Origin of the sequence: Sorangium sp. So ce448, from assembly GCF_051520915.1 — a bacterium.
GTDB lineage: Bacteria > Myxococcota_A > Polyangia > Polyangiales > Polyangiaceae > Sorangium > Sorangium cellulosum_B.
Genome location: NZ_CP150343.1, coordinates 2208660 through 2233866 on the forward strand (window position 1 = coordinate 2208660; position 25207 = coordinate 2233866).

A 25207-nucleotide genomic window follows, 5' to 3' on the forward strand; every position below is an offset into this window, starting at 1 on the left:
GTGATGCGACGTGCGCCTCGTCGGTGCCTCTGGCGCCGCTCGCGCTTCCGGTCGAATCTGTGGTCGGCGCCGCAACCGCGCGCGGTGAGCGCCGTAGATGGGCATGGGCCGTGGGTCGCGGGGCGATGGCGGCCCCTTCACTATTGCCGGTATCCTGCTGTGCAATGGCTCGTTCCTGTAAATGCATCATTTGAACCTGAAGAATCGCGGTGTGCGTCTCGCGAGCCGTGCGACGCTGGCTCACGACGCCCCCCGTGGGGAGGAGAGTATGACCAAGTCTGCAAACGTCGATGACCCGGGCGCTGCCAGGCACACAGGTGAGATATCGCGCCGCTTCTTCTTGCGGGCGTTCGCCGGGAGCGTGGCGGCCCTGTCGGGCGCGTGCGATGGGATGACGCCGGTCGATGCGCCGACAGCGGAGGCGCTGTCGGAGCTCACACGGGCGACCGGGGGGCAGCTGGCGGATCTCATCCGCCGGAAGCGGGTGTCGTCACTCGAGGTCGTGGAGGCGCACCTGGCGCGCATCGCGAAGATCAATCCGCGGCTGAACGCCGTGGTGAAGCTCCGCGCCGACGAGGCGAGAGCCGAGGCGCGGGCGGCGGACAAGGCCCTGGCGAGAGGCAAGCCGCTCGGCCCGCTGCACGGCGTGCCGATGACGATCAAGGATTCCATCGATACCGCCGGCGTGGTGACGACCGGCGGGACGGCCGGGCGAACGAATTTCGTTCCGAAAGAGGACGCCACCGTGGTCCGGCGCCTCAAGGAAGCGGGGGCGATCCTGCTCGGCAAGAGCAATACGCCCGAGATGACGTGGTCTTACGAGACGAACAACGCAGTTTACGGGCGCACCAACAATCCGTATGGCCTCGACCTGTCGCCGGGCGGCTCCAGCGGGGGGGCGGGCGCCATCGTGGCCGCGGGCGGCTCGCCGTTCGACGTCGGCAGCGACACCGGCGGGAGCATCCGCGTGCCGTCGCATTTTTGCGGGATCGCCGGGCTCAAGCCGACCGCTGGCCGCATCCCGCGGACGGGCCATATCGTCCCGGCGGAGGGGCTGCTCCAATCGTTCACCGTGCTCGGGCCGATGGCCCGCTCGGTCGACGATCTCTGGCTGCTCTTCAGCGTCCTGGCGGGGCCTGACTGGCGCGACGCGGCGCTGATCCCGGCGCCGCTCGGCGATCCGAAGCACGTGCAGCTCAGGGAGCTGCGGATCGCGATGCACACCGACAACGGGATCGCGGCGCCGGACGCGTCGGTGCGCCAGGCGGTGATGGACGCGGCGGCGGCGCTGGAGGCGGGCGGCGCGCGCGTCGAGTCGAAGAAGCCCGACGCGCTGAGCGACGTGCTCACGATCGACGCGGATATCTTCCGGGCGGACGGCGGCGCCTGGTTAAGGCGGCTCCTGGACCTGGCCGGGACCACGGACCCCGGCGCCGAGGTGGACGCCGCGCTCGTGAGCGCGCCGCTGTCGAGCGGTGAGCTGACCGCGGCGGTCGAGCGGCTGGACGCCTGGAGGGGGCGGATGCTCGGCTTCATGAAGGATGTCGACGCCATCGTCTGCCCGCCGTGTGTCCTCGAGGCGCTGCCCCACGATGCGTGGGTCGAGCACGGGGTCTACGCAGGATTCAGCTACTCGTTCGCTTACAACATGACAGGGTGGCCCGCGGTCGTCGTGCGCGCGGGCACCTCGTCGCGAGGAACGCCGGTCGGCGTCCAGATCATCGGCCGCCCCTTCCGCGAGGATGTCGTCCTCGCCCTGGCCGGCCACATCGAGCGGGAGCTCGGCGGCTACCGAGCGCCGGCGATCTGACGGGAGCGCGGGCCACGCTGCCGTGGCGGGCCGGGGTGGCCTCCGCGGGCTCCAGCCCAACCCGTGTCGGGTTGCCGCATGTCTCGACGAGGCTTGTCTCGACGACGCTCCGGACGAGGGGGACGCGACTATCGGGGGACCAGCACCGACACGCTGTGGGCCGGCATCGCGTAGGTGAAGGCGTTCGTGGCGCGCGGCGCGACCGGATCGGCACGCACGAGATCGGCCTTGGTGGACGTGAGTTGCCACGCGTCGATGGCCGTGTAGCTCTCGTGGGCGGCGAGGGTCACCGCGGCCGTGAGCGGGGCCGCTGTCTTGTTGATGGCGACGAGCACCATTCGGCTCGGATCGGCCTCGTCGATGCTCGCGTACACGGTGGCCTTGGCGACATCGCTCGTCTCGGCGCGGACGGACGTATCGCCGAAGCGCGCGCCCTGCCCGTCGTAGCTCGTGAAGGCGCGCACGCCGGCCCGGAGCATCGAGACCTCTTCGCCCGGATCCCAGATCGTCGCGAGGAACACGCCCTCGCGGCCGAAGACGCCGAGGGCGTCGGCCTGCGCGATCGCGCCGGAGATGTGGTTGCCGCCGCCGTAATTGTACTCGGTGATGCCGAGGGCGGTGCCCGGGTAATGGGCGTCGATGAGGCCCTTGAGCCAGGGGATGAGCTTGATGGGGCCGCGCACGACGTCGTTCGCGATCCAGCTGTCCTCGACGAAGGTCGGGTCCCAGAGCGAGCGCGGCGCCTGGACGCGGGCCTCGACCGACGCGGGGGAGGCGTCGGAGCCCGTGAGGCGCTCGCCGTTCGCGTAGATCTCCGTGTACCAGTGCAGGTCGAGCACGTCGACCAGGCGGCGCCCCTCGCTCATCTCGGCGGCCTTCATGGCGTCGAGCCAGTGCTCGATGAAGTTGCCGTCCGCGTCGGGCGCGTCCTGGAGGCTGACATAGCCCGAATACCCGTAGGAGACGAAGCCGGTGACGAGCGCATTGGGCGCGACGTCCTTGATCGCGGAAGCGAACTCGATGTTCTTGTCGACGAGCTCGGCGTAGCGCACCGGCTCCGGGTGGATGCGCTCGTGGGTGTGATTCCAGAGGTCGGGCTCGTTGTCGAGCGAGAACAGGACGCGCGCGACGTCGCCTTCGAAGGCGTCGGGGAAGGCCTGCTTCATCCAGGCGACGAACTCGTCCTGGTACACCGCGTTGTCGTCGAGTTTGGGCGACGAGGAGAAGGGAGCGCCCTTGCGCGCGATCGTCGGGTGAAAGCGGGTTTCGAGGTAATTCCGGGTCTGGTTGACGTCGCCGCCGCCGTTTTTGTCCGCCGCGACATAGCCGCAGATGGGGATGGTCGCGATGAAGGCGGCGCCGTGCGCCAGCGCGCCCTCGGCGTGCATGCGCACCGCCGCCCCGGGGACATTGCCGTTCGGGCTGTTCTCGGCGAGGTACCCGTCGTTCTGGTACATGTAGTCCGAGCCGGCGTTGGAGGCGTTGTTCTCCCAGTTGTACGCCGTCATGCGGTTGCCGCCCATGCGCACGACGGTGGTGCCGCGCTGCTCGCCGTCCAGGTCTTCGGCCCAGTTGGCGCCATAGATGAGCCGGCTGATCGGGCGCACATCCCGATCGGCGCGCACGGTGAAGGTGACATCACCCGGCCCGGGATCGCCGGGCTCGACGAGGTCCGCGGGAGGATGGCCGCCGGACCCGCCCTGACCGCTGCTGGCCGTGCCGGTGCCGCCGCCAGAAGCAGCGGCGCCGCCGCTGGCCGTGCTGGTGCCGCCGCCCGAAGCGCCCGCGCCGCCGCCCGAAGCGCCCGCGCCGCCGTTGCCAGCAGAGGAGGTGTCGGCGTCGTCGCCGCAGGCGAGGAAGGCGGCAGATGCGAGGAGGACCAGCGTGGCGTTCAAGAAGGGAGCATGTCGAGAAAGCATGCGGTGCATCGTATTCCATCCCTCCGCGGGATCGCGGCGCGTGCTGGCGCGGTCAGACCTGGATGCCCGCGAGCGGCGACGTGACCCGCCCCGCGTCGAGGCCGATCTCCTTGAGCGGCAAACCCATGATCTGGGCGACCGTCAGGAGCGCCTTGCTCAGGTTGTCGCCGGGGAAGTTGTGGTGCTCGTCGCCGCGCAGCCGCCCTCCGGCCTTCCCCGCGAAGAGCACCGGCCATTCCGTCCTCGTGTGTATCTTGCCCCACGCGGTGTCGGACGTGACGTACACGAGCGAGCTGTCGAGCAGGTTCGAGCTGCCGTGCGGCGTGTTCTTGAGCTTCGTCAAGAACTCGTTCAGGCAGCGCATCGTGTACATCACACCCTTGTCGACGCGAGGCTGGCTCGATTGATCCCCGGCATCTCCGTGGCAGATGGTGTCATGAAAGTCGTCGTTCATGTCCTGCGCGAGGTGCCGATAGTAGATGTGCGCGGCGGGCAGCGAGAACATGAACGAGAGCACGCGGGTCCTCTCGCAGGCGAGCGCGAGCGCCGAGAGCTCGACCATGGCGGAGTTCACCGCAGGCGGCGCCTCGCTCTGCGCATCCTTGCCGACGGTGGGAGCCGTCGGGCTCTTGCACGCTGCCGTCGGACCGCCGCCGGACGACATGGTATCGAGGCGCTGCTCGATGGCCCGGATCGACTCGAGGTGCTCCTCGATACGATGCCTGTCGGCCGCCCCGAGCCGCTGCTTCAGGCTCGCGCCGTCCTGCTGGACGGAGTCGAGCACGCTCTTCCGCACGTTCGCGAGCTTCGCGGCCTGAGCCGCGCCGTCGTCGCTGGGCTCGGGCAAGCCGCCCATGAACAATCGGTTGAACACGGCCTTCGGATCGAACTCCGGGTTGTTGCGCGCGTTCGGCCCCCTGTGCGAGACCGTGTGCAGCGAGTCCTGAGGGCCGTTCGGCGTCGCCGGCGTCACCCCCACCTCGAGGGAGCGGTACGGCGCCCCCTCCGAGATGGCGTCCGCGACGACCTGGTCGATGGACGCGGCCCGCACGGCGTTCCCGCTGATTGCGGCGCCGGTCGTGGCCGCCGCCGACCCCGAGGGGTGCTCGACACCGGTGATGACGGCCTTGTTTTCGAGGCCGCTGATCACCGTGAGGTACGACTTGAGGTCCGCGAGCGGCTGGAGCTGGGGGCTGAGCTCCCAGGCCTGACCGGCGCCCGTGCGCGCCGGCTTCCAGCGGCCGGGCAGCGTGCCGTTCCCGAAGAACCACGTGACGTAGAGCGGCGACACCGGCGTCTTCGTCTGAGCGTGCGCCGTGCCGCTCTCGTTCAGCATGATCTCCAGCAAGGGGAGCGGGATGGTGACGGCGGCGCCCGTCGCCAGCATGCCCCGGAGAACAGTTCGTCGGCTCAAAACTTTGTTCGTCATGGGGGATACCTGCGATCAGGGTTGGGGGGCGACGGACGAGAAAGCGTCGTTGGTCACGACGTCGAGGACCAGCTCCCGCAGCCTGTACCCCGACCCTTCGAACGAGGCGGCCAGCGCGTTCAGCACGCGCTTGTCCACCTTTCTCTCCTCGTGACCCGCTGCATACGTGTAGTACTTGCGGACGAGGCACTCCGCGACCGAGGCGTCCGAGCTGAGGGTCACGCCGAGCGCGCGCGCGTCGGCCACAGGCACCCCGTCGAACTCGCCGCTCGGGTCGATCGGCAGGCCGTGGTCGGTCGTGCGGAAGCGGCCGATCGCGTCGAAGGTCTCGAGCGGCAGGCCCAGCGGGTCCATGTACGAATGGCAGCCGGCGCAGGCGGGCTCGGTCCGGTGGATCTCGAGCCGCTGACGCTTCGTGAGGGGCCTGTCCGCGGGTGGCTCCGGGAGCTCGAGGGCGACGTCGCCGGGGGGCGGCGGGATGGGCGTGCACATGAGGGCGTCACGCATGAACTTGCCGCGCAACGTGGGAGAGCCCTCCTTCTGGTTCGCGAACTGCGAGAGGAAGCCCGCCTTGCTGAGGATCCCGACGCGCGGGCCGTCCGCGGGCAGCGAGCGGACCTCGAAGGCGCCCGCGCCGAGGCCGGCCGTGTCGATACCGTAGAGCTGGGCGAGCTCGGTGTTGACGACGACCTTCGTTGTCGAGAACAGGTCGAGCGCGCTCGCCTGATCGTCGAACGCGAGCGCCTCCCAGGTGCCCCGCATGTCGCGGACCATCGCCGCTTGCAGCGCGGGGCTGTACTCCGGAAAGAGCCCCGTGTCTTTTGCCTGCGTGCCGAGCCGATCGAGCCGCATGTACTCCTCGGCGAAGGCGCCGACCGCCTCGCGCCCGGCAGGCGCCTCGAGCAGCCGCGTCGCCGCGGCGCGGAGCCCCTCCACCGTTGCGAGCTCCCCGCTCGCGGCCTGGTCGAGCAGCTCCTGGTCTGGCAGGCTGTTCCACAACAAGAACGCGAGCCGGGACGCCATCTCGTAGCCCGTCAGGCGAAGCGAGCCGTCGGCGCTCGGAGCGCCGAGCTCCGGGCGATACAGGAAGTTCGGAGACGTGAAGAGGGCCACTGTCGCCCAGCGGGCCCCCTCGACGGCGCTCTCGAGCTGGGTCGCGGCGTTTGCGGCGACGGCCGCGAGCCGGTCGACCTCGGCGGCCTCGAGCGGGCGGCGCCACGCACGGAGCCCCAGCGCCTCGATGAAGCCGCGCACACACGCGTCGTTCTCCGCGCCGCTGGGCGTGCAGCCGATGAACTGGTCTCGCCTCCCGCGATCCGCGAACACCGCGTCGACGGCGCCCTCGATGGCCGCGTGGTACTGCTCGACGCCTCGCTCCGAGGTCACGACGGTCGCGGCGCCGATGACTGCAAAGTTCCCGTTCCAGCTGTCGGCGTCGAGGTCATTGAGATTGACCTCCACGCCGAAGACGTCGCGCACGGCGTTGCGAAATTGCGTTCTCGTCAAACGGCGCAGCATCCCGGCCGCGGGTTGAAACTGCGGCGGCTCCGAGCCCGTCGGTGAGCCGTCGCCGTCGCCGCCGACACCCGGGTCCGTCGGTGTTCCGTCGCCGCCGACAGAGGATGACCCGGCGCCCTCCGTCGTGTTGTCACCCAGCGCGCCAGTGCACGCGGCCGCGAAGGCGAGCGCGCAAACGCAGGCGACTTCTCTTGAAAAACGGAGCTCGTGCCAGGACGGCTTCTTCATCTTGCTCTCCGATGACGCGACGGACCGTACCGAGGATTGATCGACCCCCGTCGAGTCGACGAGGTCCGTGGTGTCCTCCGGTGGCTCACCCTCGGTAAGAACACCAAGCACCATCGCTCGGCCATCGCTCTCGCGGCGGTCGGGCGAACGGAGCTCTGGAATCGACAAGGACTCGATTGGATGACGAAGGGGGCGGCGCACAGGGCGACCCGCTCATGCGCGAAGCAAAAGGATACCCCTTGGCCCAAATGTGAACGATCACATGGCCGAGGTCAACGCCAAACGACCGGCCCGCGCAACTCCGTGAGGCCAGGGGAGGGCAGGGCTGGCGAGCTTCAGTCCGGATCGAGCGCGTACACGGCCGTTGTCGTCTTTCGCCCCGTGAGGTTGCGCTCGCCCAGCGCGCGCAGCGGGAAGGCGTCGCCGGCGAGGTCCCTCGTCGCCGCGGAGACCAGCACCTGGTTCGGCGCCGCGATGGCCTCGAGCCGCGAGGCCACGTTCACCACGTCGCCTATCACGGTGTACTCCATCCGCTTGTCGGAGCCGATGTTGCCGACGATGGCCTCTCCGGAGTTCACGCCCACGCCGAGGCGGACCTCGACGTCGTACCGCTCGCGCCACTCCTCGTTCGCCGTCTCGAGGAAGCGCATCATGTCCTCCGCGGCCGCGAGCGCGCGCCGCGCGTGATCTTCCTGCGCGATCGGGGCGCCCCAGACGGCCATGACGCAATCGCCGATGAACTTGTCGACCGTGCCCCCGTGCCGGAACACGATCTCGGTGAGCATCGAGAAGAGCTCGTTGAGGAGGGCGACCATCCGCTCGGCGTCGCGCGACTCGGCGAGCGGCGTGAAGCCGACGACGTCGGCGAAGAGCACCGACACGGCCGCCCGCTTGCCGCCGAGGGCGAGCGGGTGCTCGCCCCGCACGATCGCGTCGACGACCGCCTTGTCCATGAACCGGCCGAGATCGCCGCGGAGCTTCGCCTCCCGGGCGATGTCCGCCTCGCCCTGCTCGAGGTCCTGGGCCATGCGGCCGAGGGAGGTCGTGAGCTCGCCGATCTCGTCGCGCCGCCCCCGGAGCGCGTCGCCGAGCGCGATCTCGCGCCAGCGCCGGGCGCCGATGAGCCGCGCCTGCGCGACGAGGTGGAGGATGGGGCGCGTGACGTGGCGGGCGGTGACGAGCGCGAGGACGAGCGCGAGGACGAGCGCGCCCGCGGCGACGGCGACGCCGCGGCGCCGCATGTCGTCGAGGGCGGCGAAGGCCTCCGGCTCGGGGCGCCAGATCGCGACCGCCCAGCCGAGGTCGGGCACCGTCTCGATGGCGCCGATCATCCGCTGGCCGCCCTCATCGTGCGGGGCGAGCACGCCGATCCTGTCGTTCAACCCCGCGCCCGCGGGGAGGTTGCGCCAGATCGGCAAGGACGAGACGTCGCTGCCCGGCGCGACGCCCGGCACCCCGAACGCCGCGATCGCCTGGCGGTCGTGGCCCGCGATGAGCAGGCGCACCGCGCCGCTCCCGAGGCGGCGCCCGGCGATCACCTCGAGGTCGAGCCCGAGCATGTCGAGCGGCACCTCGGCGACAACGTAGCCGGCCGGGCCGCCCGGGGGAGGCGGCGCCGCGGCGCCGGCGCCCGCGGCTCCGGCGGGCCGCACGCGGGCGACGAGGAGGCCGCGGGCCGGCCCGATCACGCCGAAGCCGACGCCGCGCTCGTCAGCGAGCCGGCGCAGCGCAGCCGGCGCGGCGGGGACGTCCGCGTCGGAGGACGCCTTGCGGATCACGGTGCTGATCCCCGCGTCGGGCACCTCGAGCCGCACCGCGTCGATGAGCGCGCGCGTCGCGACGAGGGCGCGCACCGACGCGACAGCGTCCTCGTCCCGGATGGCGCCGCCCGCGGCGTGGCCGAAGATGGCCGCGGCCGCGACGGCATCGCTCTCGACGTCCCGGACGAGCTGGATCGAGGCCGAGGCCACCTCGGAGAGGATCGCCGTCTGCATCCTCTCCTCGGAGGTCCGCACGGCGCGCCGGTTCATGTCGACGAGGAGCGTCACGGCGACGGCGACGGGGACGAGCGCGATCGCCGTGAAGAGCGCGATCGCCTTCGTCTTGAGCGAGAACGCCCTCACGTGGAGGCCTCCCCGGGCGATGCGTCACTCAAGAGGACCGTCCTTCCAGCCGGCCGCGCCCTCGTCGGTGCGCTTGCGGATCTGGAACTCCACCCTGCGGTTCCTGGCCCGGCCGTCCCGGGTGCGGTTGTCGGCGAGGGGGCGGCGCGCGCCGAAGCCGCGCGCTTCGAGCCGGCGGGCGTCGATGCCGTGCGCGGTCAGCCACGCGACGACGGCGAGCGCGCGGCGCTGCGAGAGGCTCAGGTTCGCCTGGGCGGCGCCCTGGTTGTCCGTGTGGCCGTCGACCGCGACCCGGGCGATCTCGGGGTGCTCCTCGAGGACGGCCGCGACCTCGGAGAGCAGCTCGAAGCTCTCCGGCTCGATCTCGGCCCGGCCCGTCCGGAACTGGACCTGCTGGAGGATCACGATCTGCGAGCCCTCGATGCGCACAGCGAACGGGCAGCCGTGCGTCGCGCGATCCTCGCTCGGCTTGCCGCGCTCGTAGGGGCAGGCGTCCGCGGCGTTGGGGATGCCGTCGCCGTCCGTGTCCGCGGGGCACCCGTGCTTCGACGCTGGCTGGGACCCGGCGCTCGCGGCGGCCTCGGCCGTGACCCCGGACCCCGCGCCGCCCGGTCCCGCGTCGGCGGCCGCGCTGCTGACCCCCGGCACGTCCGGGCAGCGATCGTCGACATCGTAGATCCCGTCGTCGTCCCGGTCCGGCGGGCAACCGCGGCGGAACGCCGGTCGGGCGCCCGCCGCCGCGGCGGGCGGGCGCGCCTCGCCGATGACCCGGGGGCAGGCGTCCTCCGCGTCGGGGACCGAGTCCCCGTCGAAGTCGGCGGCCGGAGGCGCGGCCGGCGTCGCGCCGCGAGCGCCCTCCGTCCCGGCGGACGCGCCGGCGACGGCCGAGGGGGCGGCGGCAGGGGGCGCCGACGGAACGGCGTCCGCGGCGATGCCTATCCCCGCGAAGAAGCGCGCCTTCGGTGTGCCGGGCAGCCGCCCGAAGCCGGGGCCCGCGCCCGCGTCGAGCGTGAGGGGGCCGAGCGACCAGCGCGCGGTGAGCAGGAGCTCGCCACCCGCGCGGCCCGGGACCGCGAGCGCCGAGCCCTCGCCGGCGGCGGCCCAGACGGAGAGCTCCGACCCGAGCTGCAGCGGGCCTTTGCGGACGCCCGCGCCCGCGGAGAAGAGGACCTCGCTGCCCGTCAGGCTGTCCGCCGAGGCCTTCTGGAACCGGCCCCCCGCCGAGGCCGACCAGCGGAAGCCCGGGTGCTCGGCCCCCACGATCACCCGCGGCGCGTAGCGCACGGCGCCCGCGCCGGCGAACGCCGCCTCGTCTCCCGTCGGCAGCCAGACGGAGAGCCCGAGCGCCGCCGCCGGCCGCAGCCCCTCCTGGGGCAGGAGCGTCACCCTCCCTCCCGCCTGGAGATCGCCGAGCGTGGCGCCGCCGGCGGGCGCGGTGACGCGGATGCTCCCGAGCGCGCCGGACGCGCCGCCCTGATCCAGGACGAACGGCGCGTCGAGATCGAGCTTGATCCGGCGCAGGAGCTCGACGCTCGCGAGCGCGTGGAGGATCGCCTGCCGGCCCACCCACGTTACCGACCCGGCAGGCGCAGTCCCGCGCAGGCTGAGGGGTTGATGAGAATAGGAGAACAGAAGTCCGACCGCGGGCCGGAGCTCCCCCGATACGCCGGCAGAAGGGACAGTGGATAGCCCGTCGCCCGCGGGCGCGGGAGCGAGCCTGTCGAGCGCTGTGGCCTCCTGCGCTGCGGCCGGCACGGAAGCCGTGGCCGCCGCGAAGAGCAGCGGGGAGGCCAGGAGGGGCGCGATGACGCGCGCCGACCAATACGCCATCGGTCTGCTCGTATCCTATTGCCTGGTCCCTTGCAACGCCGATCTCGATCCGGTAGCGTGCCGCTGCCGTGGCACCGTCAAATGGCCAGTCCGTCGCTGTCGCGGTGCTCCTCGGCTGCGCCACCCACGCTGCGATCCACGCTGGATACGTCGGCTCGGCGAGCGCCGGAGAGCCGACGCCCGGATATCCGGAGGCGGTCATTCAATGGGGCGTGCAGGCGGGAGAGACCTGCGACGACATCGCGGCGGTCCTCTACGGCTCGTCCAAGCATGCAGCCCTGATCCAGCGGTACAACCGCGTCGCGTGCGGCCCGGGCACGACGCTCGCCGAGGGGCTCACGCTGGTCCTCCCGGCGGAGGTGACGTCGATCCCCGACGCGAAGCTCCGGTCGATGCACCCGGACGTGCGCGCGCGCCCGGCCGGCGGCGCCTGGTCGCCCGCGGCTCAGGGGATGCCCCTGCTCACGAACTCGAGCGTCAACACGCTGGATGAGGGGAGGGCAGATATCGAGTTTGTGGATCGGACTCGGGTGCTCCTCGCGCCGAATACGCTCGTCGTCATCTACGGCACGGCGAGCCGAGCGCGGGTATCGAAGACGCCGCCCGCGGCCGTCGAGCTCGCGGACGGCGAGGTGAAGGCGGCGCTCGCCGCGCTGCGGGGCCAGTCGGTCGAGGTCGCCGCGAGCGGGGGCGGCCGCGTGAGCGCGTCGTCGCGGGACACGGTGGTGCAGCGGCGCGGGGAGCGGACGACGGTCGCGGTGTTCGACGGCAAGGCGGGCGTCACGTCGGGCGGCCTCTCCGTCGTGGTCCCGAAGGACCACGGCACCCGGTTCGTGGGCAGAGCGCCGCCCGCGCGCCCGCGCCCGCTGCCGGCGCCGGTCGAGTGGACGACCGCGGACGCCGCGCAGATCGCGCTCGCCCCGGAGGGGCTCGGCGTCCTGTCGGCGTCGTGGAAGCCGGCGCCCGCCGCGGCCGGCTACCGCGTCGAGATCGCGCGCGATCCGGAGTTCAACGATCTCATCGCCCGCGAGGAGGTGAAGCCGGACGTCCTGTCGTTCCGCGCGGAGAAGATGCCGGCGGGCGCCTATTTCCTCCGGGTCCGGGTCGTCGATCGCGAGGAGTACCTGGGGGTGGGCGCGGTGCGCAGGTTCCACCTCGTCGCCGCGCGGGCCGCCGGGGGCGTCGTCCCGGCGGCGCAGGAGATCACCGCGAACCCGTACGGGATCATCGAGCTCACGCCGTCTCCCGCGCTCGAGCTCTCGCTCGACGACGGCCCGTTCGGCCCCGTCCCCGAGCGCATCGATCTGCTCCAGCGCGCGCCGCGCGCGCTCCGGCTGCGCGAGCGCGGCGGCGCGGCTCCCGGCGCGGCGACGTCGCTCCCGGTCCGGTACACGAAGGTGGGCGCGGTGGTCTCGGCCGCGCGCGCGGCGGCGCCGGGTGGGCCGGCGCTCGAGGCCAGGGTCGAGCTCGAGGGGCTCGCCGGGGTCGACGTCGCGCGGCGGGTGGCGCCGCGGCTCTTCGCCCACCTGCCGGGGGGGGTGCGCTCCGTCGCGCTCGCCGGCGGCGATCGCGGCGGCGCCCTGACGGCGCGGATCCCGCTGCCCCGGGAGGCGCTGCGCCCCGGCGAGCCGCTGCGCGTGCGGCTCGACGTCGCCGACGGCCGCGGCGGCGTGATCGGGACGAGCGACGCCGAGCTGCCCGCCGCGCCCGAGGCGCCGCGCGCCGCGCCTCCGCCTGCGCCCCCGGCCGCGCCCGTGCTGGGCGCGTACCTCCCGCTCCTCCCGATGTCCGGGGTGGCCGACGGGCTCTGGCTCGCGCCGACGCCGCCCTCGGTCGCCGCCGTCGGCGCGGCCGCGGCGCGCTCCGGGGGCGGCTGGGTCGCCGCGGGGCAGGTGCGCGCGAGCGGCGCGATCGGCCCGCTGGGCCTCGACGTCGCGCTCCGCTCGAACCCGGCCGGCGAGGGCGATGGCGCGGGCGCGGGCAGCACCGGCTGGTTCGGCGCGCGCGCGCGCGTCCTGCGCCTCGGCCGCTCGGAGCTCGAGCTCGGCCCCACGCTCCGCCTGGGCGTGCCCATGGCCGACGGGAGCCCGCCGCTCCGCGTCGAGCCCGGGATCGCGCTCGGCGGCGCCGCGGGCCGGTTCACGTGGGTGGCCGATGCCGGGGCCCGCATCCGCGCCTCGGGCGACGGCGCGGCCGTCGGCGCGGGCGGCGGCGCGGGCGGCGGCGCGGCGGGGGGCGAGGGCGCGGCGGCGGGCGGCGAGCCGGCCACGCCGGCCGTGCAGGGCTTCCTGCTGGCGGGGGCGACGGCGGATCCGGCGCCGTGGCTCCGGCTGCACGGCGCGCTGGATCTGCACCTCGTCGACCGGGAGATCAGGGCGGACGAGGTGCTCGGCGGGCTGTCGGCGGGCGTGGAGGCGGGCGGCGCGCTCTTCGGGGCGCTGTCGGTGCGGGTGAGCCCGTGGCGCGACGAGGGCGAGGGCCCGGTGACGGCGCAGATCGCGGTGGGCTTCCGCGAGGCGTCGCCGTGAGCGCGGGCGACGGCGAGCGCCCGCCGCCGGACGGGGACCCCGACCGCACCGTGCTGAAGGGCCAGCGGGCGGCGGACGGGCGGGCGCCCGCGCCTCGACCGCGCGCCGACCGCTTCGCGGCCGCGGAGACGCTCCCTTCGGAAGAGCCCGGCGCGGGCGCGCCGCAGCGCGCCCGCGCCGGGCGGGTCCTCGGCGGGAAGTACAACCTCGTGCGGCTGCTCGGCGCGGGCGGGATGGGGGAGGTCTACGAGGCGGAGCACGTGCTCCTCGGCGTTCCGGTCGCGGTGAAGACGATGCACCCGCACGTCGCGATGCTCCCGGAGAGCCGGCGGAGGTTCTTCCGCGAGGCGCGCGCCGCGTCGCGGCTCGTGCACCGGAACGTGGTCAAGGTGCTCGACCTCGGGGGCGACGAGGACGACGGCGACGGCTCGATCTACCTCGTGATGGAGCTGCTCAAGGGGCAGTCGCTCGGCGCGCTGCTCCGGGCGTCGCGCGAGCTGCTGCCGCTCGCGGAGGTCGCGGCCCTGTTCGCGGACATCCTCGACGGCGTGGGCGCCGCGCACGCGAGCGGCATCGTCCACCGCGACCTCAAGCCGGAGAACGTGCTGCTCGCCGAGCAGGACGGGGAGCGGGTCGCCAAGGTCGTCGACTTCGGCCTGGCGCACCTCGACGACCCGCTCGACGCCGGGCCGACGCTCACCTCGCAGGACATGGTCGCGGGCACGCCGGAGTACATGAGCCCGGAGCAGTGCCGCTCGCTCGCGGTGGGCCCGAGCACCGATCTGTACGCGTGCGGCTGCATCCTGACGGCGCTGTTGCAGGGAACGCCGCCGTTCGTCGGCCTCCCTGCGGTGGAGCTCATGGCGATGCACATGTTCTCGATCCCGCCGCCGCTGCGCCGGCCGCCCGGGGCTCCGCCGGTCCCGCCGCTCCTGGAGCGGCTCCGGCTGGACCTCCTGGCGAAGCTGCCGAAGAAGCGCCCGGAGAGCGCCGCGGCCGCGCGTTCCCGGCTCGACGAGGCGATGTCGCTGGAGGCCGAGGCGCGGCGGCTGCCCGCGCGCAAGGCGGACGCGCCGCCCGGCGACCGGGCGGAGCGGGCGCAGGCCTGGCCGGAGGGCGAGACGGCGGAGCTCGCGCCCGTGCCGGAGCGCACCGTCGCGCTGCTCCGTCTCGCGCCGGCGGGGCAGGGGCTCAGCGAGGCGTGCGAGATCGGGCTCGACGCGCAGGGGATCCACCTCGCCGAGGTGCCGGACGCCGCGGCGCTGATCGAGGCGGGGCTCGGCGTGGCGGTGATCGACGCCGGGGCCGACGTGGAAGGCGCGTGCGCGCTGCTGGAGGCGCTCGGCCGCGCGGCGCCCGTCGTGCGCGCCGTCGTGTGCGCGTCCGGGCTCTCGTCGGACCGGATGAACGCGCTCGTGGCGGCGGGCGCCGCGGACGTGGCGCGTTATCCGGTCGCGCCGGACGCGCTGTCTCGGAAGATCGCGCGGGTGGTGCGCCGGGGGCGCTAGCCACCCTCGCCGCGCCGCTTTCCTTGGCACCTTTGCCGACTCCGCGCTCTGTCGCAGTTCGGAGACGCGGCGACCCGGCGCTCAGCTCGTTCACACCATCGGGCGCGAACGGCTCGAGCGTGGTGCGTGAAGGGCAGAGGCCAAGCCGCTCGTCAGTTTGCCCCTTTCTCTGTTCTCTTCTCGTCGGCCGCTTCGAAAAGACGAATCTGGTCGGCCTGGGCTCTCTTGAATGAGGGGCGATCCGTCACACGGGTTACATAGGCCTCGGTCGCCGGCCGATCGCCGAAAGCGCGGACCTTCGGGACCCGTAGCACATCCGCCATCAGCAGGTCTGCGACGGTGAAGCGGCCGGCCGCGAGCCACTCTCGCTCGCTCAGTACCTTTTCGAGCTGGTCGAGTCGCTGGCCCATCCATCCGGCGAGTTGATTGTCCTCATCGCCGCATATTTCCAGGAACCACCATGGTACGGTGACCATCTCGATCGAGTTGAGCGCGGCGATCGTCCATTGCAATGTTTCCGCCTCTCCGGCCGGATCAGGCGGCATCAGCTTGTCGCTTTTCCGGGCCAGATGCAGCAGCCCCGCGCCGCTTTCGAATATCTCCAGCTCTCCGTCGTTCAGGAACGGAGCTTGGCCAAACGGCTGGCGCGCGAGATGATTGGTCTCGCGACCATCGAACGGGATCGTTTTGACCACGTAGATGAGGTCGGCTTCCTCACACGCCCATCTCAGCCTCAGATCACGCACAAAACCACGAGGGCCTTCAGGCACCCAGTCGTAGGTCCAGATGATCAGTTCGCTCATCGCAGCAAGTCTTTCCTGGTTCGGTCGGCTGGGAATGCCACTCAACGTGGTGTGAGCAGTATTGCACGGCCGAGTGAGCTCGTTGGATCTGTTGTTTTTATAGGCGGATCAGTGGATCGTACTTTTTGTACGTTGTGTCAACTGCCGGTCATTGGCAGAAATTTCTTGACAGGTCGGAATGGCTTTGCGCGGGCTACCCTCGCACAGATCGCATCCCCTTCTGCTTCATGTCCGACGAGCACAACGGGGTAGCGACGGATGAGGACGGCGATGTCCGCCCCGAGATCACGCGCTGCCATTCCGGCTTCCACGAGGCATCTTGGGAGAACGAATAGGCGTTTGCGGAGCTGCGCCGGGACCTCGCCGCCGCTGCTGCTCAGTATTCTGCCGTCGTGCTCGAACGTACCGCGACAGCAATGTCTCGGGGCGCGCGCGGTTCGCTGAAAGCACCGCGTGAACGCGAGCTTCAGCGCCTGGCACGTCGCTTGCTGTTGCGCTCGAACGCGACCGCGGTCATGGCCGGTCCGAGGTGGGCGAGCTGCCAGGCCAGCCAGCGATCCAGCTCGGCCTGGGCCCGCGCCGTGGCGGGCACCAGGTCGCCGCCACATTTGGCGGTCAGGTAACCAAAGAATGCGCTTGCCAGGCCGATCTGTGAGGGCATCATGGCCACCTGATCCCCCGGATTCGCCCCGGGGGCCGCAAGCATGCCTTCGCAGACGCTCTCGACCAAGCTCGCCCCGCCGGCCGGTGAGCAGCCGAAGGCACAAGCCATGGAGCCCTGGCTCTTCCCGGTGTTCTTCCTCTCGGGCTCCGCAGCGCTGGTGTATCAGGTCGTCTGGCAGCGCGCCCTCCACGCGATCTATGGCATCGACATCCTGTCGGTCACGATCGTCGTCACCGCGTTCATGCTTGGTCTCGGCCTCGGCAGCCTCGCGGGTGGGGCGCTTTCGCGCCGGTACCCGCAAGCTGCGGTGACGCTGTTTGCGCTCTCCGAGCTCGGGATAGGCCTCTACGGCGCCCTCAGCCTTCACCTCTTCGCCCTAATTGCAGAGGTCACGCACGGCATTGGCCATGTCGCGACGGGTGGGGCGGCCTTCCTGCTCGTGGCGCTCCCGGTCATGCTGATGGGAGCCACACTTCCCCTCCTGGTCGCGCACGCCACGTCGCGATCGCGCAACGTCGGTCGCTCGCTAGGTCACCTGTACTTCACCAACACGCTGGGCGCTGCGTTCGGTGCCTTTCTGGCGGCGCGCTACCTGCTGGGCGGGCTGGGCCTCCGGGCCACGGCGGAGGTCGCCGCGGCGCTCAACGTATTTCTCGGTGTGCTCGTGATGGTTCTGCGCCGGGGGCGTCGCGGCGAGCCATGAGGCTCCTCGTTGCCGTCCTCGTCGCCACGCTCGGCGGTTATCTCGCGCTCTCGCACGAGGTCCTCTGGCTCCGGGTCTACGGCTTCACGACCGAAGGCGCTCCGGACGCCTTCGGCTTTCTGCTCGCGGCCTACCTCGCCGGTCTGGCCGGCGGATCGCTCCTCGCCGGTCGCTACTGCCGGAGCGCGGCGGCGCAGCGCTCCGGACAGCTCTACCGGGTGGGCGTCGTGATCTTCGCCGGGGCGCTCGCGGCTTTCCTCATCGCCCCCGCCGTCGCCCACCTCGTCGGCCGCGGTGTGGAGCCGGCCTCGACGCTGCCTGTCTTCGCGCTCGCCAGCGCCTGCCTCGGCGCGGGGTTCCCGCTCCTGTGCCACTTCGGGATCCCCGCGGACGAGCTGGCCGGCGCGCGGCTTTCCTACGTCTATGTCGGCAACATCGTGGGCTCGACGCTGGGCAGCCTGGTCACCGGCCTCGTGCTGCTGGACGTCTTGACGCTGCGCGAGCTGAACGTGGCCCTCGCGATCGCGGGCGCCGCGATCGGCGTGATGCTCATGCTCTCCGCGTCGACGACGGCGCGCTCCCGCGCGTTCAGCGGCGCCATCCTGGCCGCCGCCATCGCGTCCTTCGTGGGGTCGGCGCCAGCGCTCTACGGCGACCTCTACGAGAAGCTCCTTTACGGGGAGGAACACCGCGAACACGGTCGCTTCGCCCACGTCATCGAGCGTCGCGAAGGTGTCGTCACGGTCTCCCGGTCGGGCGCGGTGTACGGCGGCGGATCCTACGAGGGCATCACCAACGTCAGCCCGCTGCCTGAAAAGGACGAGAACCGGGTGCTGCGGGCCTATCTGGTGTCCGCGTTCCATCCCCGGCCGCGCGACATCCTCATGATCGGCCTCGGGTCCGGCTCCTGGCTTCAGGTGCTGGCGAACGACCCCGACGTCGAGCACCTCACCGTGGTCGAGATCAACCCCGGGTTCGTCGAGGCGGCGCGGCGCGCGCCCGTCGTCGCGAGCGCGCTGGACAACCCCAAGGTGGAGCTCCTCATCGACGATGGCCGGCGCTACCTGGGGCGGACCTCGCGGCGCTTCGACGTCATCGTCGAGAACACGATCGTGTACTGGCGCTCGTATGCCTCGATGTTGCTCTCCCGAGAGATGATGGATCTGTGCCGCCGGCACCTGAAGCTGGGTGGTGCGCTCTACTACAACACCACGATGTCCACCGCGGCTCAGAAGACCGGGGCGACCGTATTCCCCCACGCCCTCCGCTACCAGAACATGCTGATCGTGAGCGACGGTCCGATTGCCATCGACCGCGCACGCTTCGAGAGGAAGCTCGACGCCTGGCGTATCGACGGCCGTCCCGTGCTGCCCGCCGGCATCGGCGCCGCGCAGCTCGATCTGCTGAAAGAACAGGACTGGCGCGGCGGGCCCACCTGGGAAGGCCGGGAGTCGATCCTGCTGCGGACGCAGGATGACCCGATCATCACCGACGACAACATGGCGACCGAATGGTGGGCGTTCGGCACGTACCCCTAGTACTACAGCCGCACGTCGCGAAATCTCCGCGGATTTCGATGGACGGGCGGACGATCGTGACGCTTGGCTTGTCCGCACACTGGTGGAGCCCAGCTCGTTCGGCGCTCACCGACGTGCGGCTGTAGTACTAGGTTGCGACATCCTCGAAGAACAGGGCGCGCCAGACGCAGCCAGCCGGGCTCATGTCACGAGCCCGTCCTGAAACGTGATGCTGCCGAGCACGAAGGTCTGCTCGGTGTACCGCCTGTCACTCGTTCCAGTTCTTCCAGCCGTTCCAGTTCTTGGACTGAGTCTGCCACACGCCCTTGTTGTTGTAGTCGCCACCGTCTTTGAGGAACGCGTCCTTGCGGGAGTTCTCCCCGCCGAGGTGCCAACGCATCCAAGCAACGTTCGCTCCGGCGCCGTCCCAAGGCCCCGAGCCGTGACCACCGCCCTTCATCTTGCCGAGCCAGACTGGCCCCTTGTTGCCGGCGTTGTTGAAGTCACCCTCGGCGTTGGGCGCCTCTTGACCCGTTTCACCGTAGATGATGCCGACAGGGATCTTGAGATTGACGAGGGCGTTGTGCTCGAAGGAGCCGCTGTTGTCGAGCAACGCGGTGGAGACGCGCTTATCGGTTTGAGCAGCCGCTTCCGACGACAGCCCGCCCATCGAGTGCCCGAACACACCAACGCGGTCGAGGATCAAGCGGCCGTACATGGGGCTGTTCTGATCGGCGTCCTGAGCCTCCAGCCAATCGATCGCCGCCGACATGAGCACGGCGTCGCCCGTCGACTCTCGAATACCGACGAGGACGAAGCCGTGCGAGGCCATGCGCGTCAGCAGCTGTAGGTAGTCGCGAGGAGGGGTACCTCCGCCCGGACCCCAAATGGCCACCGGGTGCTTCTTGTTGGGCTCGGTGGTGAGCGTCGTCGGCCTGACGAGAATGTGGCCACCGCCGCTGAACGAGAGGTCCTGAACCGTCGTCTCGAGCGGTCCGTTAGCGTTCACATTGTCACCCGCCAGCACCACTTCGGGCCGATTGACCTGGCCGCCGCCGCCGTCGCCGCCCGAGCCTCCGTTCCCGCCAGACGTCTCCCCGCCGCCGCCGGCAGGCGCTCCTCCGCTCGTGGCCGAGCCGGAGGCGTCAGACCCTCCGGCCGTGCTCTGCGAGCTGCTCGAGCCCGAAGGCAGAGGCCCTCCGGTGGTGCTCGCCTGCTCGCCGCCCGAGCCGCTCACGCTCCCTCCAGCGCCCGCAGGGGCTCCGCCGCTCCCCCCAACGTCGCCGTCGTCGTTCGAGCCGCCGCAAGCGCCGACGATCATGCCCAGCGCGGCCAAGGTGAAAGCCAAACTCGATCTATTTTTCATAACAACACCGTATTCCCTCGAGCGATCGAAGAAATGGACTCCATTCGCGTCTCTCCGCGGTTCGAGTCGCTGGTAGCCTGGTGTGCCCCCGAGGCGTCGCCCTCGACTCGACCCACGCTATGAATCTTTATCGCAGCCCGGATGCGGCAGCGCCCGGCCCGGCGCCGGCCGGGCGAGGTTGCGAGATGCAATCACGACGCGGGGCGAGCGCAGGGCTGCCTGAGCCGACGGCAGAATACCCAACTTGAAGTCGAAATGGTCCAGGTTGAACAGCCGATGGGACCGGTTCCCCGCGAACCGCAGGCAAAGGTCGTGCACGCCATCGGCCGGTGTCATGGAACAATTCGATGTTTATCTGACCTTGCGATCCTCCCGCGGTGCTGACGGGGCACGTGTACACGGGTCTTCAGGCGCCCACGGACCCAGGCGGCACGCCGTCGATCGTCGAAGCAAAAGGATGCCCCTCGAGGAGGAAAGTGAACGTTCACATTCCCGATGTCAATTCCAATCGACCGGCCGCGGCTGTGCTCGATGCCGAGGGAGGACGAGGCGGGCGGGCCTCCCTCGAGGCGCCGCGCCGGGTCAGGGCTCGTTCGGAGCGCCGCGTTCGGAGGGCGTGCGGCGCAGCTGGCGCGCGGGGACATCTCGACGGTAGCTCACGGTGGTGATTTCGCTCACAGCAAGTCAGCTGACATGTTGATTCTATTGGATTATTACACGGGCGAGATTCACAGGGCAGATCATGTCCACTCGACCGACCCGGAGGCGGGAGAGGCTAAAATTTCTTGACATCCACAAGGGTCGAGGTGCGCTGCCCGCCGATGATCAACATCCCAGGTTCACCATGTGACGCGGTAGGTGCAGGAGTCGGCGCCGCGCTTCCGCGACGGGCGGGACTCGTCGAGCACGACGTCGACGCGCGGCCTGACCCCGCGCGACGCCGCTCGCCGCGCCGTGCCGAGCAGGATCCCACGATCGAGCTCCGAGGGATAAGGCGTATCGCAGACCATGATGATCTGGTGCTTCTCCGGATGACAACGATAGTGGCCAATCCCCTCCCGCATGACGCCGGTCGCCGGATCGAACATCACCTCTCCGTCGAGCCTGTGATTCATGTGGTATGCCACGTCGATCATCTGGAGGGCGTCCGCCATGGTCGGCGGCATGGCCGGCCACACGGCGTGATCCACGAGCGCCTTCCCGATGGCGAGCAGCGTATGGTCCCCGGTCGCCCGGGCCACGCCCTTCAGCAGGTCGAGGAGCATCTGAAGGGGGTACCACTCGCCCGCGACCAGCTCGGCCACTCCCAGCGTCGAGAGCACCTTCTTCCCGATGTCTCCGTGCGCCCCGAGAGCTGCGCCGACCGACGCGAAGGCGCTCCCGGAGCCCTCGAGCCCGGGATGTGGAGAAAGGTATTGAGCCATATCCAGGGGTGGTTGAGGCGCTCCCTCCGCCGACGACCGACGATATCGAACATCGCACGACACCGCAAGATGCCCTGCTCCCGAGGGCCGGAGCCCTGGCAGCCTCGCTGCGGCGCGCCAGGTGATGTTCGTGAGCCTCAGGCTTGGACTCGTCAGGCCGTCAGTTTCCCATGTCGCTCGCCCGCTTGCCCGCACGCGCGTTCGCGCTCCTGTCGTCGGCGTGGACGTGGAGGTCGATGTAGGAGGACGACCTCATGCGACCCGGGGCCGGGAGATCTCGCCGGCCTGCTTTGCCTGGACGATGGCCTGAGCGAACCACAGGTACTCGTCGAGGAACCTGTCGGCCGCCTTCGCGACCTGCTCGCTCCTGAGCTGGAGCGACTCGTCGAAGACGCTCTGGACCTCCGGGACGAGCAGCTTGAGGGGCAGGGGGAACGCTCCGAGGCTCAGGATCACTTGCTGGAGCTGCGTCGAGGCGTTGATGCCCCCGAGCTTCCCCGCGGAGACCGCGACCACGCCGATCGGCTTCTTGTTGAACTCCTCCCAGAAATAATCGAGGGCGTTCTTCAGCACGCCCGAGAAGCTCCCGTGGTATTCCGGCGTCACGAACACGAGCGCGTCCGCCCCGCGGAGGCGCGCGCTCAGCCCCTGAACCGTCGCCTGGAGCTGCGGGGGGCGACCCGACCGGTCCTCCAGGATCGGCAACGGCGTCTCCGCCAGATCGATCCGATCGACCTCGGCGCCCCGCTCCCGGAGCTTCCGCTCCAGGTGATGGGCGATCTTGTGCGACTGTCTCCCGCTCCTCACGCTGCCGGTCAAGATGGCTACCTTCATTGTGGCGCTCCCCAGGAGGACGTTCTCCCGATGCGACGAGGGTAAGCCCGGGATGTCCGCCTGCTGGAGGCGGCGCCAATCCATTGGACAATGGTCAATCCGTCGTCAGGGGCGCGCCCCCGCGGGCGCTCGCGCCCCGGGCCGCGCCGGCTCGATGCAGCGTGTGCATGAGGTCCATGGCGCATATGAATTGGTGCGCGCCTCGCGAGGAAGTAGATCCCCCTCGCTGAGAACGGGAAGAGCGTGCCACTCGGGGGTCCTCGCCTGTCGGGCGTCAGATCCTTGCTCGACGCCGGCCAGGCATCGACACGTCGTCATCGGGCCGCCCGGTGATCCTCGCTCTGCCTCGACCACTTGGGAGCTTGTCATGAGAGCGAACCATTTCATCATTGCTGCTGGCTTGTTGTGCGTGGGGGCCGCCGCGGGGTGCGCGGCGCCCGCGCCCGCCGGGGAGGAGGCCGCCGGCGAGGCCCGCTCCGAGGTCATCTATGGCCAGGATGACCGCGAGGAGCCCTTCACGTACGCGGATCCCGCCTGGGCCGCGCGGGCGCTCGACTTCACCGTGGCGCTCGTCCCCGCGTCGGCCGTCGACGACTCGGACCCGAACGACATCCAGATCGCCGGGCCCACGTGGACGGGGCGCGACGGCGTGTGCCCCGACGAGCGCTTCGCGTCCCAGCCGGCGCTCGCCGACTGCAGCGGGACGCTGATCGACGACGACCTGGTGCTCACGGCCGCGCACTGCATCAACAACTGCAATAGCAGCCGCTTCGTCTTCGATTATGCGATGACGCCGTCCGGCCAGCTCGGCCAGATCACAAGCGATGACGTCTACAGCTGCGTGGATTTCGTCAGCTATTACCAGGACCGGCGTGGCGCGGACTACACGGTCGTGCGGCTCGATCGGCCGGTCGTGGGGCGGACGCCCGCCGCGGTGCGCGTGTCGAGCGATCCCCTGGCCATCGGCACGCCGCTCGTCGTGCACGGCTTCCCCCGCGGGTTGCCGCTCAAGCTGGCCGACGGGGCCGCGATCCGGAGCAACGCGCCGAGCCTCGACTTCTTCGTCGGCAACCTGGACACGTTCGTGGGCAACTCCGGGTCCGGGGTGTTCGACCTGAACACGAAGGAGCTCGTGGGCATCCTGGTGCGCGGCGAGCGCGACTTCGTGCAGGACGGCGACTGCGTGCGTCCGTTCACCTGCGCCGACGACGCGTGCCGCGGCGAGGACGTGACCTATGCCTTCCGGGCCATCCAGGCCATGTGCGAGCGCACGGCCTCGGACCTGTGCTCCTGCGGCGACGGCGCCTGCGGCCCGCTGGAGAGCCCGGCGTCGTGCGCGAGCGACTGCTCCTGCGGCGACGGCATCTGCAGCAGCGGCGAGAGCACAACGTCGTGCCCGGCGGACTGCCAGCTGGAGGTGCTGTACGACTCCCACGCGCCGCAGCCGAGCTGGGTGACGCCCGGGATCCAGGTGCGCAACACGGGGAGCGAGAGCGTGTACCTCGCGGGCTCGACCGTGCGGTACTACTTCAGCCAGGAGCCGCCCGGCTCGCTCGAGGCGACGTGCTGGGGTTGCTCGAGCGCGCTCGAGATGAGCTTCCACGAGGTGCCCGGGGGCGGCTGCGCGGGCGCGACGCATTACCTCGACGTGCGCTTGCCGTTCCTCTCGGTCGATCCCTCGTCCACCACCGACCGGTTCAACATCGCGTTCCACGCGTCGAGCTGGCAGGCGTTCAACCAGTCGAACGATTACTCCCACGCCGGGGGCAGCTGGAACTGGGCGCCGAACCCGAAGATCACGATGTACCGGCTCGGCTCCAGGGTCTTCGGCGACGAGCCCTGCCCGGGCCTGTTCATCCCGCCCGCCCACTGACCGCGGCCTCGCTGTCGAGCACCGCCATGTGGGCTTCCGGATAGCGCGCGCCGGCGACCTCGCTCGCCGGCACCGCGGCCTCGAGCGCGGCGACCTCCGACGCGTCGAGCGAGACATCGAGGCTCGACAGCGCCTCCACGAGCTGTTTGCGCGTGCGAGACCCGAGGGTCGGGACGATCGTTACCCCCTGAGCCGCGCCCTTCGCGCGGACCCACGCGATGGCGAGCTGCGCCGGGGACACGCCCTTCTCCGTCGCGAGGCGCGCGAGCGCATCGACGAGGGGCTGGTTCCTCTCGGCGTTGCCCCCGGAGAAGCGGGGCATGTGCGCCCGGTAGTCTCCCTCGCCCGAGGGCTTCGCGCCCGTGAGCAGCCCGCGGGACAGGACGCCGTACGCTGTCATCGCGATCCCGAGCTCGCGCAGGGCCGGAATGATGCCGACTTCCACGCCGCGGCTCACCAGCGCATATTCGATTTGCAGGTCGCAGATCAAATGTACCTCCGCCGCGCGCCGGATCGTCTCCACGCCGACCTCGGACAGGCCGATGTAACGGACGTAGCCCGCCTTCACCATGTCGGCGATGGCGCCCACCGTCTCCTCGATCGGAACCTTGGGATCGAGGCGCGACGGCCTGTAGATGTCGATGTGGTCGACCCCGAGGCGCGACAAGCTGTGCGCCAGGGCGTTCTTCGTCGTGGCCGGACGCGCGTCGTGCCCGAGGATCTCTCCGCCGGGCCCGCGGAGCGCTCCGAACTTGACGCTGAGGAGCGCCTTGTCGCGGCGCCCTCGCAGCGCCTTGCCGACGAGGAGCTCGTTCTTGCCCATGCCGTAGAAGTCCCCGGTGTCGAGGACGTTCACGCCGCGCTCGATCGCCTCGTGAATGGTCGCGATGCTCTCGGCCTCGTCCGCTGCCCCGTACCAGCTCCCGGCCCCCATGCCCATGCAGCCGAGGGCGAAAGGAAACACCGAAGGACCGCTCTTGCCCAACCTTGCTTCGCTCGCCGTGATCATGTGGTGCCCTTTCCTTTCAGGTGTCGAGATGACGCCCCTGCTCGAGGTCGGCGATGAGCCCAGGCTGCTGGGAACTCCATCCCAGCCGCTCTCGCGTCCGCGCCGCCGCGGCCGGGTCATC

Annotated in this window: 18 protein-coding genes; 6 read left to right on the forward strand and 12 right to left on the reverse strand. The window is 70.8% G+C overall.

All coding sequences use genetic code 11. The annotated features are described in order from the left end of the window. The first annotated feature begins 268 nt into the window (after positions 1-268). Entirely contained in the window at positions 269-1810 is a 1542-nt protein-coding gene (locus tag WMF45_RS08460; protein ID WP_437716433.1) for an amidase, read from the forward strand. Between the two features lie 128 nt (positions 1811-1938). On the opposite strand, the gene WMF45_RS08465 is transcribed toward WMF45_RS08460, so the two are convergent. The 5 genes from WMF45_RS08465 to WMF45_RS08485 form a co-directional block, all read right to left on the reverse strand. Continuing rightward, on the reverse strand, positions 1939-3729 hold the full coding sequence (locus WMF45_RS08465; protein ID WP_437716434.1) for a glycoside hydrolase family 44 protein: 1791 nt from the start codon (positions 3727-3729) through the stop codon (positions 1939-1941). A 52-nt stretch (positions 3730-3781) separates the two neighbouring features. Then, positions 3782-5158 carry a DUF1552 domain-containing protein gene (locus tag WMF45_RS08470; protein WP_437716435.1) on the reverse strand — a complete coding sequence of 459 codons (1377 nt, stop codon included), beginning with the start codon at positions 5156-5158 and terminating at the stop codon, positions 3782-3784. Positions 5159-5173: 15 nt separating this feature from the next. Next, positions 5174-6904 (reverse strand): DUF1592 domain-containing protein, encoded by a 1731-nt coding sequence (locus WMF45_RS08475; protein ID WP_437716436.1) that lies wholly within the window; start codon positions 6902-6904, stop codon positions 5174-5176. A gap of 335 nt (positions 6905-7239) precedes the next feature. Next, entirely contained in the window at positions 7240-9027 is a 1788-nt protein-coding gene (locus WMF45_RS08480; RefSeq protein ID WP_437716437.1) for an adenylate/guanylate cyclase domain-containing protein, read from the reverse strand. 24 nt (positions 9028-9051) lie between these two features. Then, positions 9052-10857 carry an OmpA family protein gene (locus tag WMF45_RS08485; protein ID WP_437716438.1) on the reverse strand — a complete coding sequence of 602 codons (1806 nt, stop codon included), beginning with the start codon at positions 10855-10857 and terminating at the stop codon, positions 9052-9054. Between the two features lie 68 nt (positions 10858-10925). Here WMF45_RS08485 and WMF45_RS08490 point away from each other — a divergent pair, with 68 nt between their 5' ends. Together WMF45_RS08490 and WMF45_RS08495 are read left to right on the forward strand one after the other, a co-directional pair. Further along, entirely contained in the window at positions 10926-13385 is a 2460-nt protein-coding gene (locus WMF45_RS08490; protein ID WP_437716439.1) for a FecR domain-containing protein, read from the forward strand. After that, positions 13382-14893 (forward strand): serine/threonine-protein kinase, encoded by a 1512-nt coding sequence (locus tag WMF45_RS08495; RefSeq protein WP_437716440.1) that lies wholly within the window; start codon positions 13382-13384, stop codon positions 14891-14893. Before WMF45_RS08490 ends, WMF45_RS08495 begins: the two co-directional genes overlap by 4 nt. A gap of 152 nt (positions 14894-15045) precedes the next feature. On the opposite strand, the gene WMF45_RS08500 is transcribed toward WMF45_RS08495, so the two are convergent. Continuing rightward, positions 15046-15696 (reverse strand): glutathione S-transferase family protein, encoded by a 651-nt coding sequence (locus WMF45_RS08500; protein ID WP_437716441.1) that lies wholly within the window; start codon positions 15694-15696, stop codon positions 15046-15048. Between the two features lie 466 nt (positions 15697-16162). Then, positions 16163-16468 (reverse strand): hypothetical protein, encoded by a 306-nt coding sequence (locus WMF45_RS08505; protein WP_437716442.1) that lies wholly within the window; start codon positions 16466-16468, stop codon positions 16163-16165. Positions 16469-16487: 19 nt separating this feature from the next. On the opposite strand from WMF45_RS08505, the gene WMF45_RS08510 reads away from it, so the two are divergent. Continuing rightward, positions 16488-17063, forward strand: coding sequence for a fused MFS/spermidine synthase (locus WMF45_RS08510; RefSeq protein ID WP_437716443.1), 576 nt, complete (start codon positions 16488-16490; stop codon positions 17061-17063). Then, the gene (locus tag WMF45_RS08515) at positions 17060-18601 is read left to right on the forward strand and encodes a hypothetical protein (protein ID WP_437716444.1); all 1542 of its coding nucleotides are present in this window, start codon (positions 17060-17062) and stop codon (positions 18599-18601) included. Before WMF45_RS08510 ends, WMF45_RS08515 begins: the two co-directional genes overlap by 4 nt. Before the next feature lie 247 nt (positions 18602-18848). On the opposite strand, the gene WMF45_RS08520 is transcribed toward WMF45_RS08515, so the two are convergent. The 4 genes from WMF45_RS08520 to WMF45_RS08535 form a co-directional block, all read right to left on the reverse strand. Further along, the gene (locus WMF45_RS08520; protein ID WP_437716445.1) at positions 18849-19946 is read right to left on the reverse strand and encodes a poly(ethylene terephthalate) hydrolase family protein; all 1098 of its coding nucleotides are present in this window, start codon (positions 19944-19946) and stop codon (positions 18849-18851) included. Positions 19947-20063: 117 nt separating this feature from the next. Then, positions 20064-20282: a hypothetical protein gene (locus WMF45_RS08525; RefSeq protein ID WP_437716446.1), complete on the reverse strand. Its 219-nt coding sequence runs from the start codon at positions 20280-20282 to the stop codon at positions 20064-20066. 503 nt (positions 20283-20785) lie between these two features. Next, a complete protein-coding gene (locus WMF45_RS08530; protein ID WP_437716447.1) occupies positions 20786-21370 on the reverse strand; it encodes a hypothetical protein in 585 nt (194 codons plus the stop codon). Between the two features lie 252 nt (positions 21371-21622). Then, positions 21623-22204 (reverse strand): NADPH-dependent FMN reductase, encoded by a 582-nt coding sequence (locus WMF45_RS08535; protein ID WP_437716448.1) that lies wholly within the window; start codon positions 22202-22204, stop codon positions 21623-21625. Between the two features lie 367 nt (positions 22205-22571). Here WMF45_RS08535 and WMF45_RS08540 point away from each other — a divergent pair, with 367 nt between their 5' ends. Continuing rightward, a complete protein-coding gene (locus WMF45_RS08540; protein WP_437716449.1) occupies positions 22572-24077 on the forward strand; it encodes a trypsin-like peptidase domain-containing protein in 1506 nt (501 codons plus the stop codon). On the opposite strand, the gene WMF45_RS08545 is transcribed toward WMF45_RS08540, so the two are convergent. Beyond that, positions 24058-25086 carry an aldo/keto reductase gene (locus tag WMF45_RS08545; RefSeq protein ID WP_437716450.1) on the reverse strand — a complete coding sequence of 343 codons (1029 nt, stop codon included), beginning with the start codon at positions 25084-25086 and terminating at the stop codon, positions 24058-24060. The genes WMF45_RS08540 and WMF45_RS08545 overlap by 20 nt on opposite strands. Positions 25087-25207 lie beyond the last annotated feature (121 nt).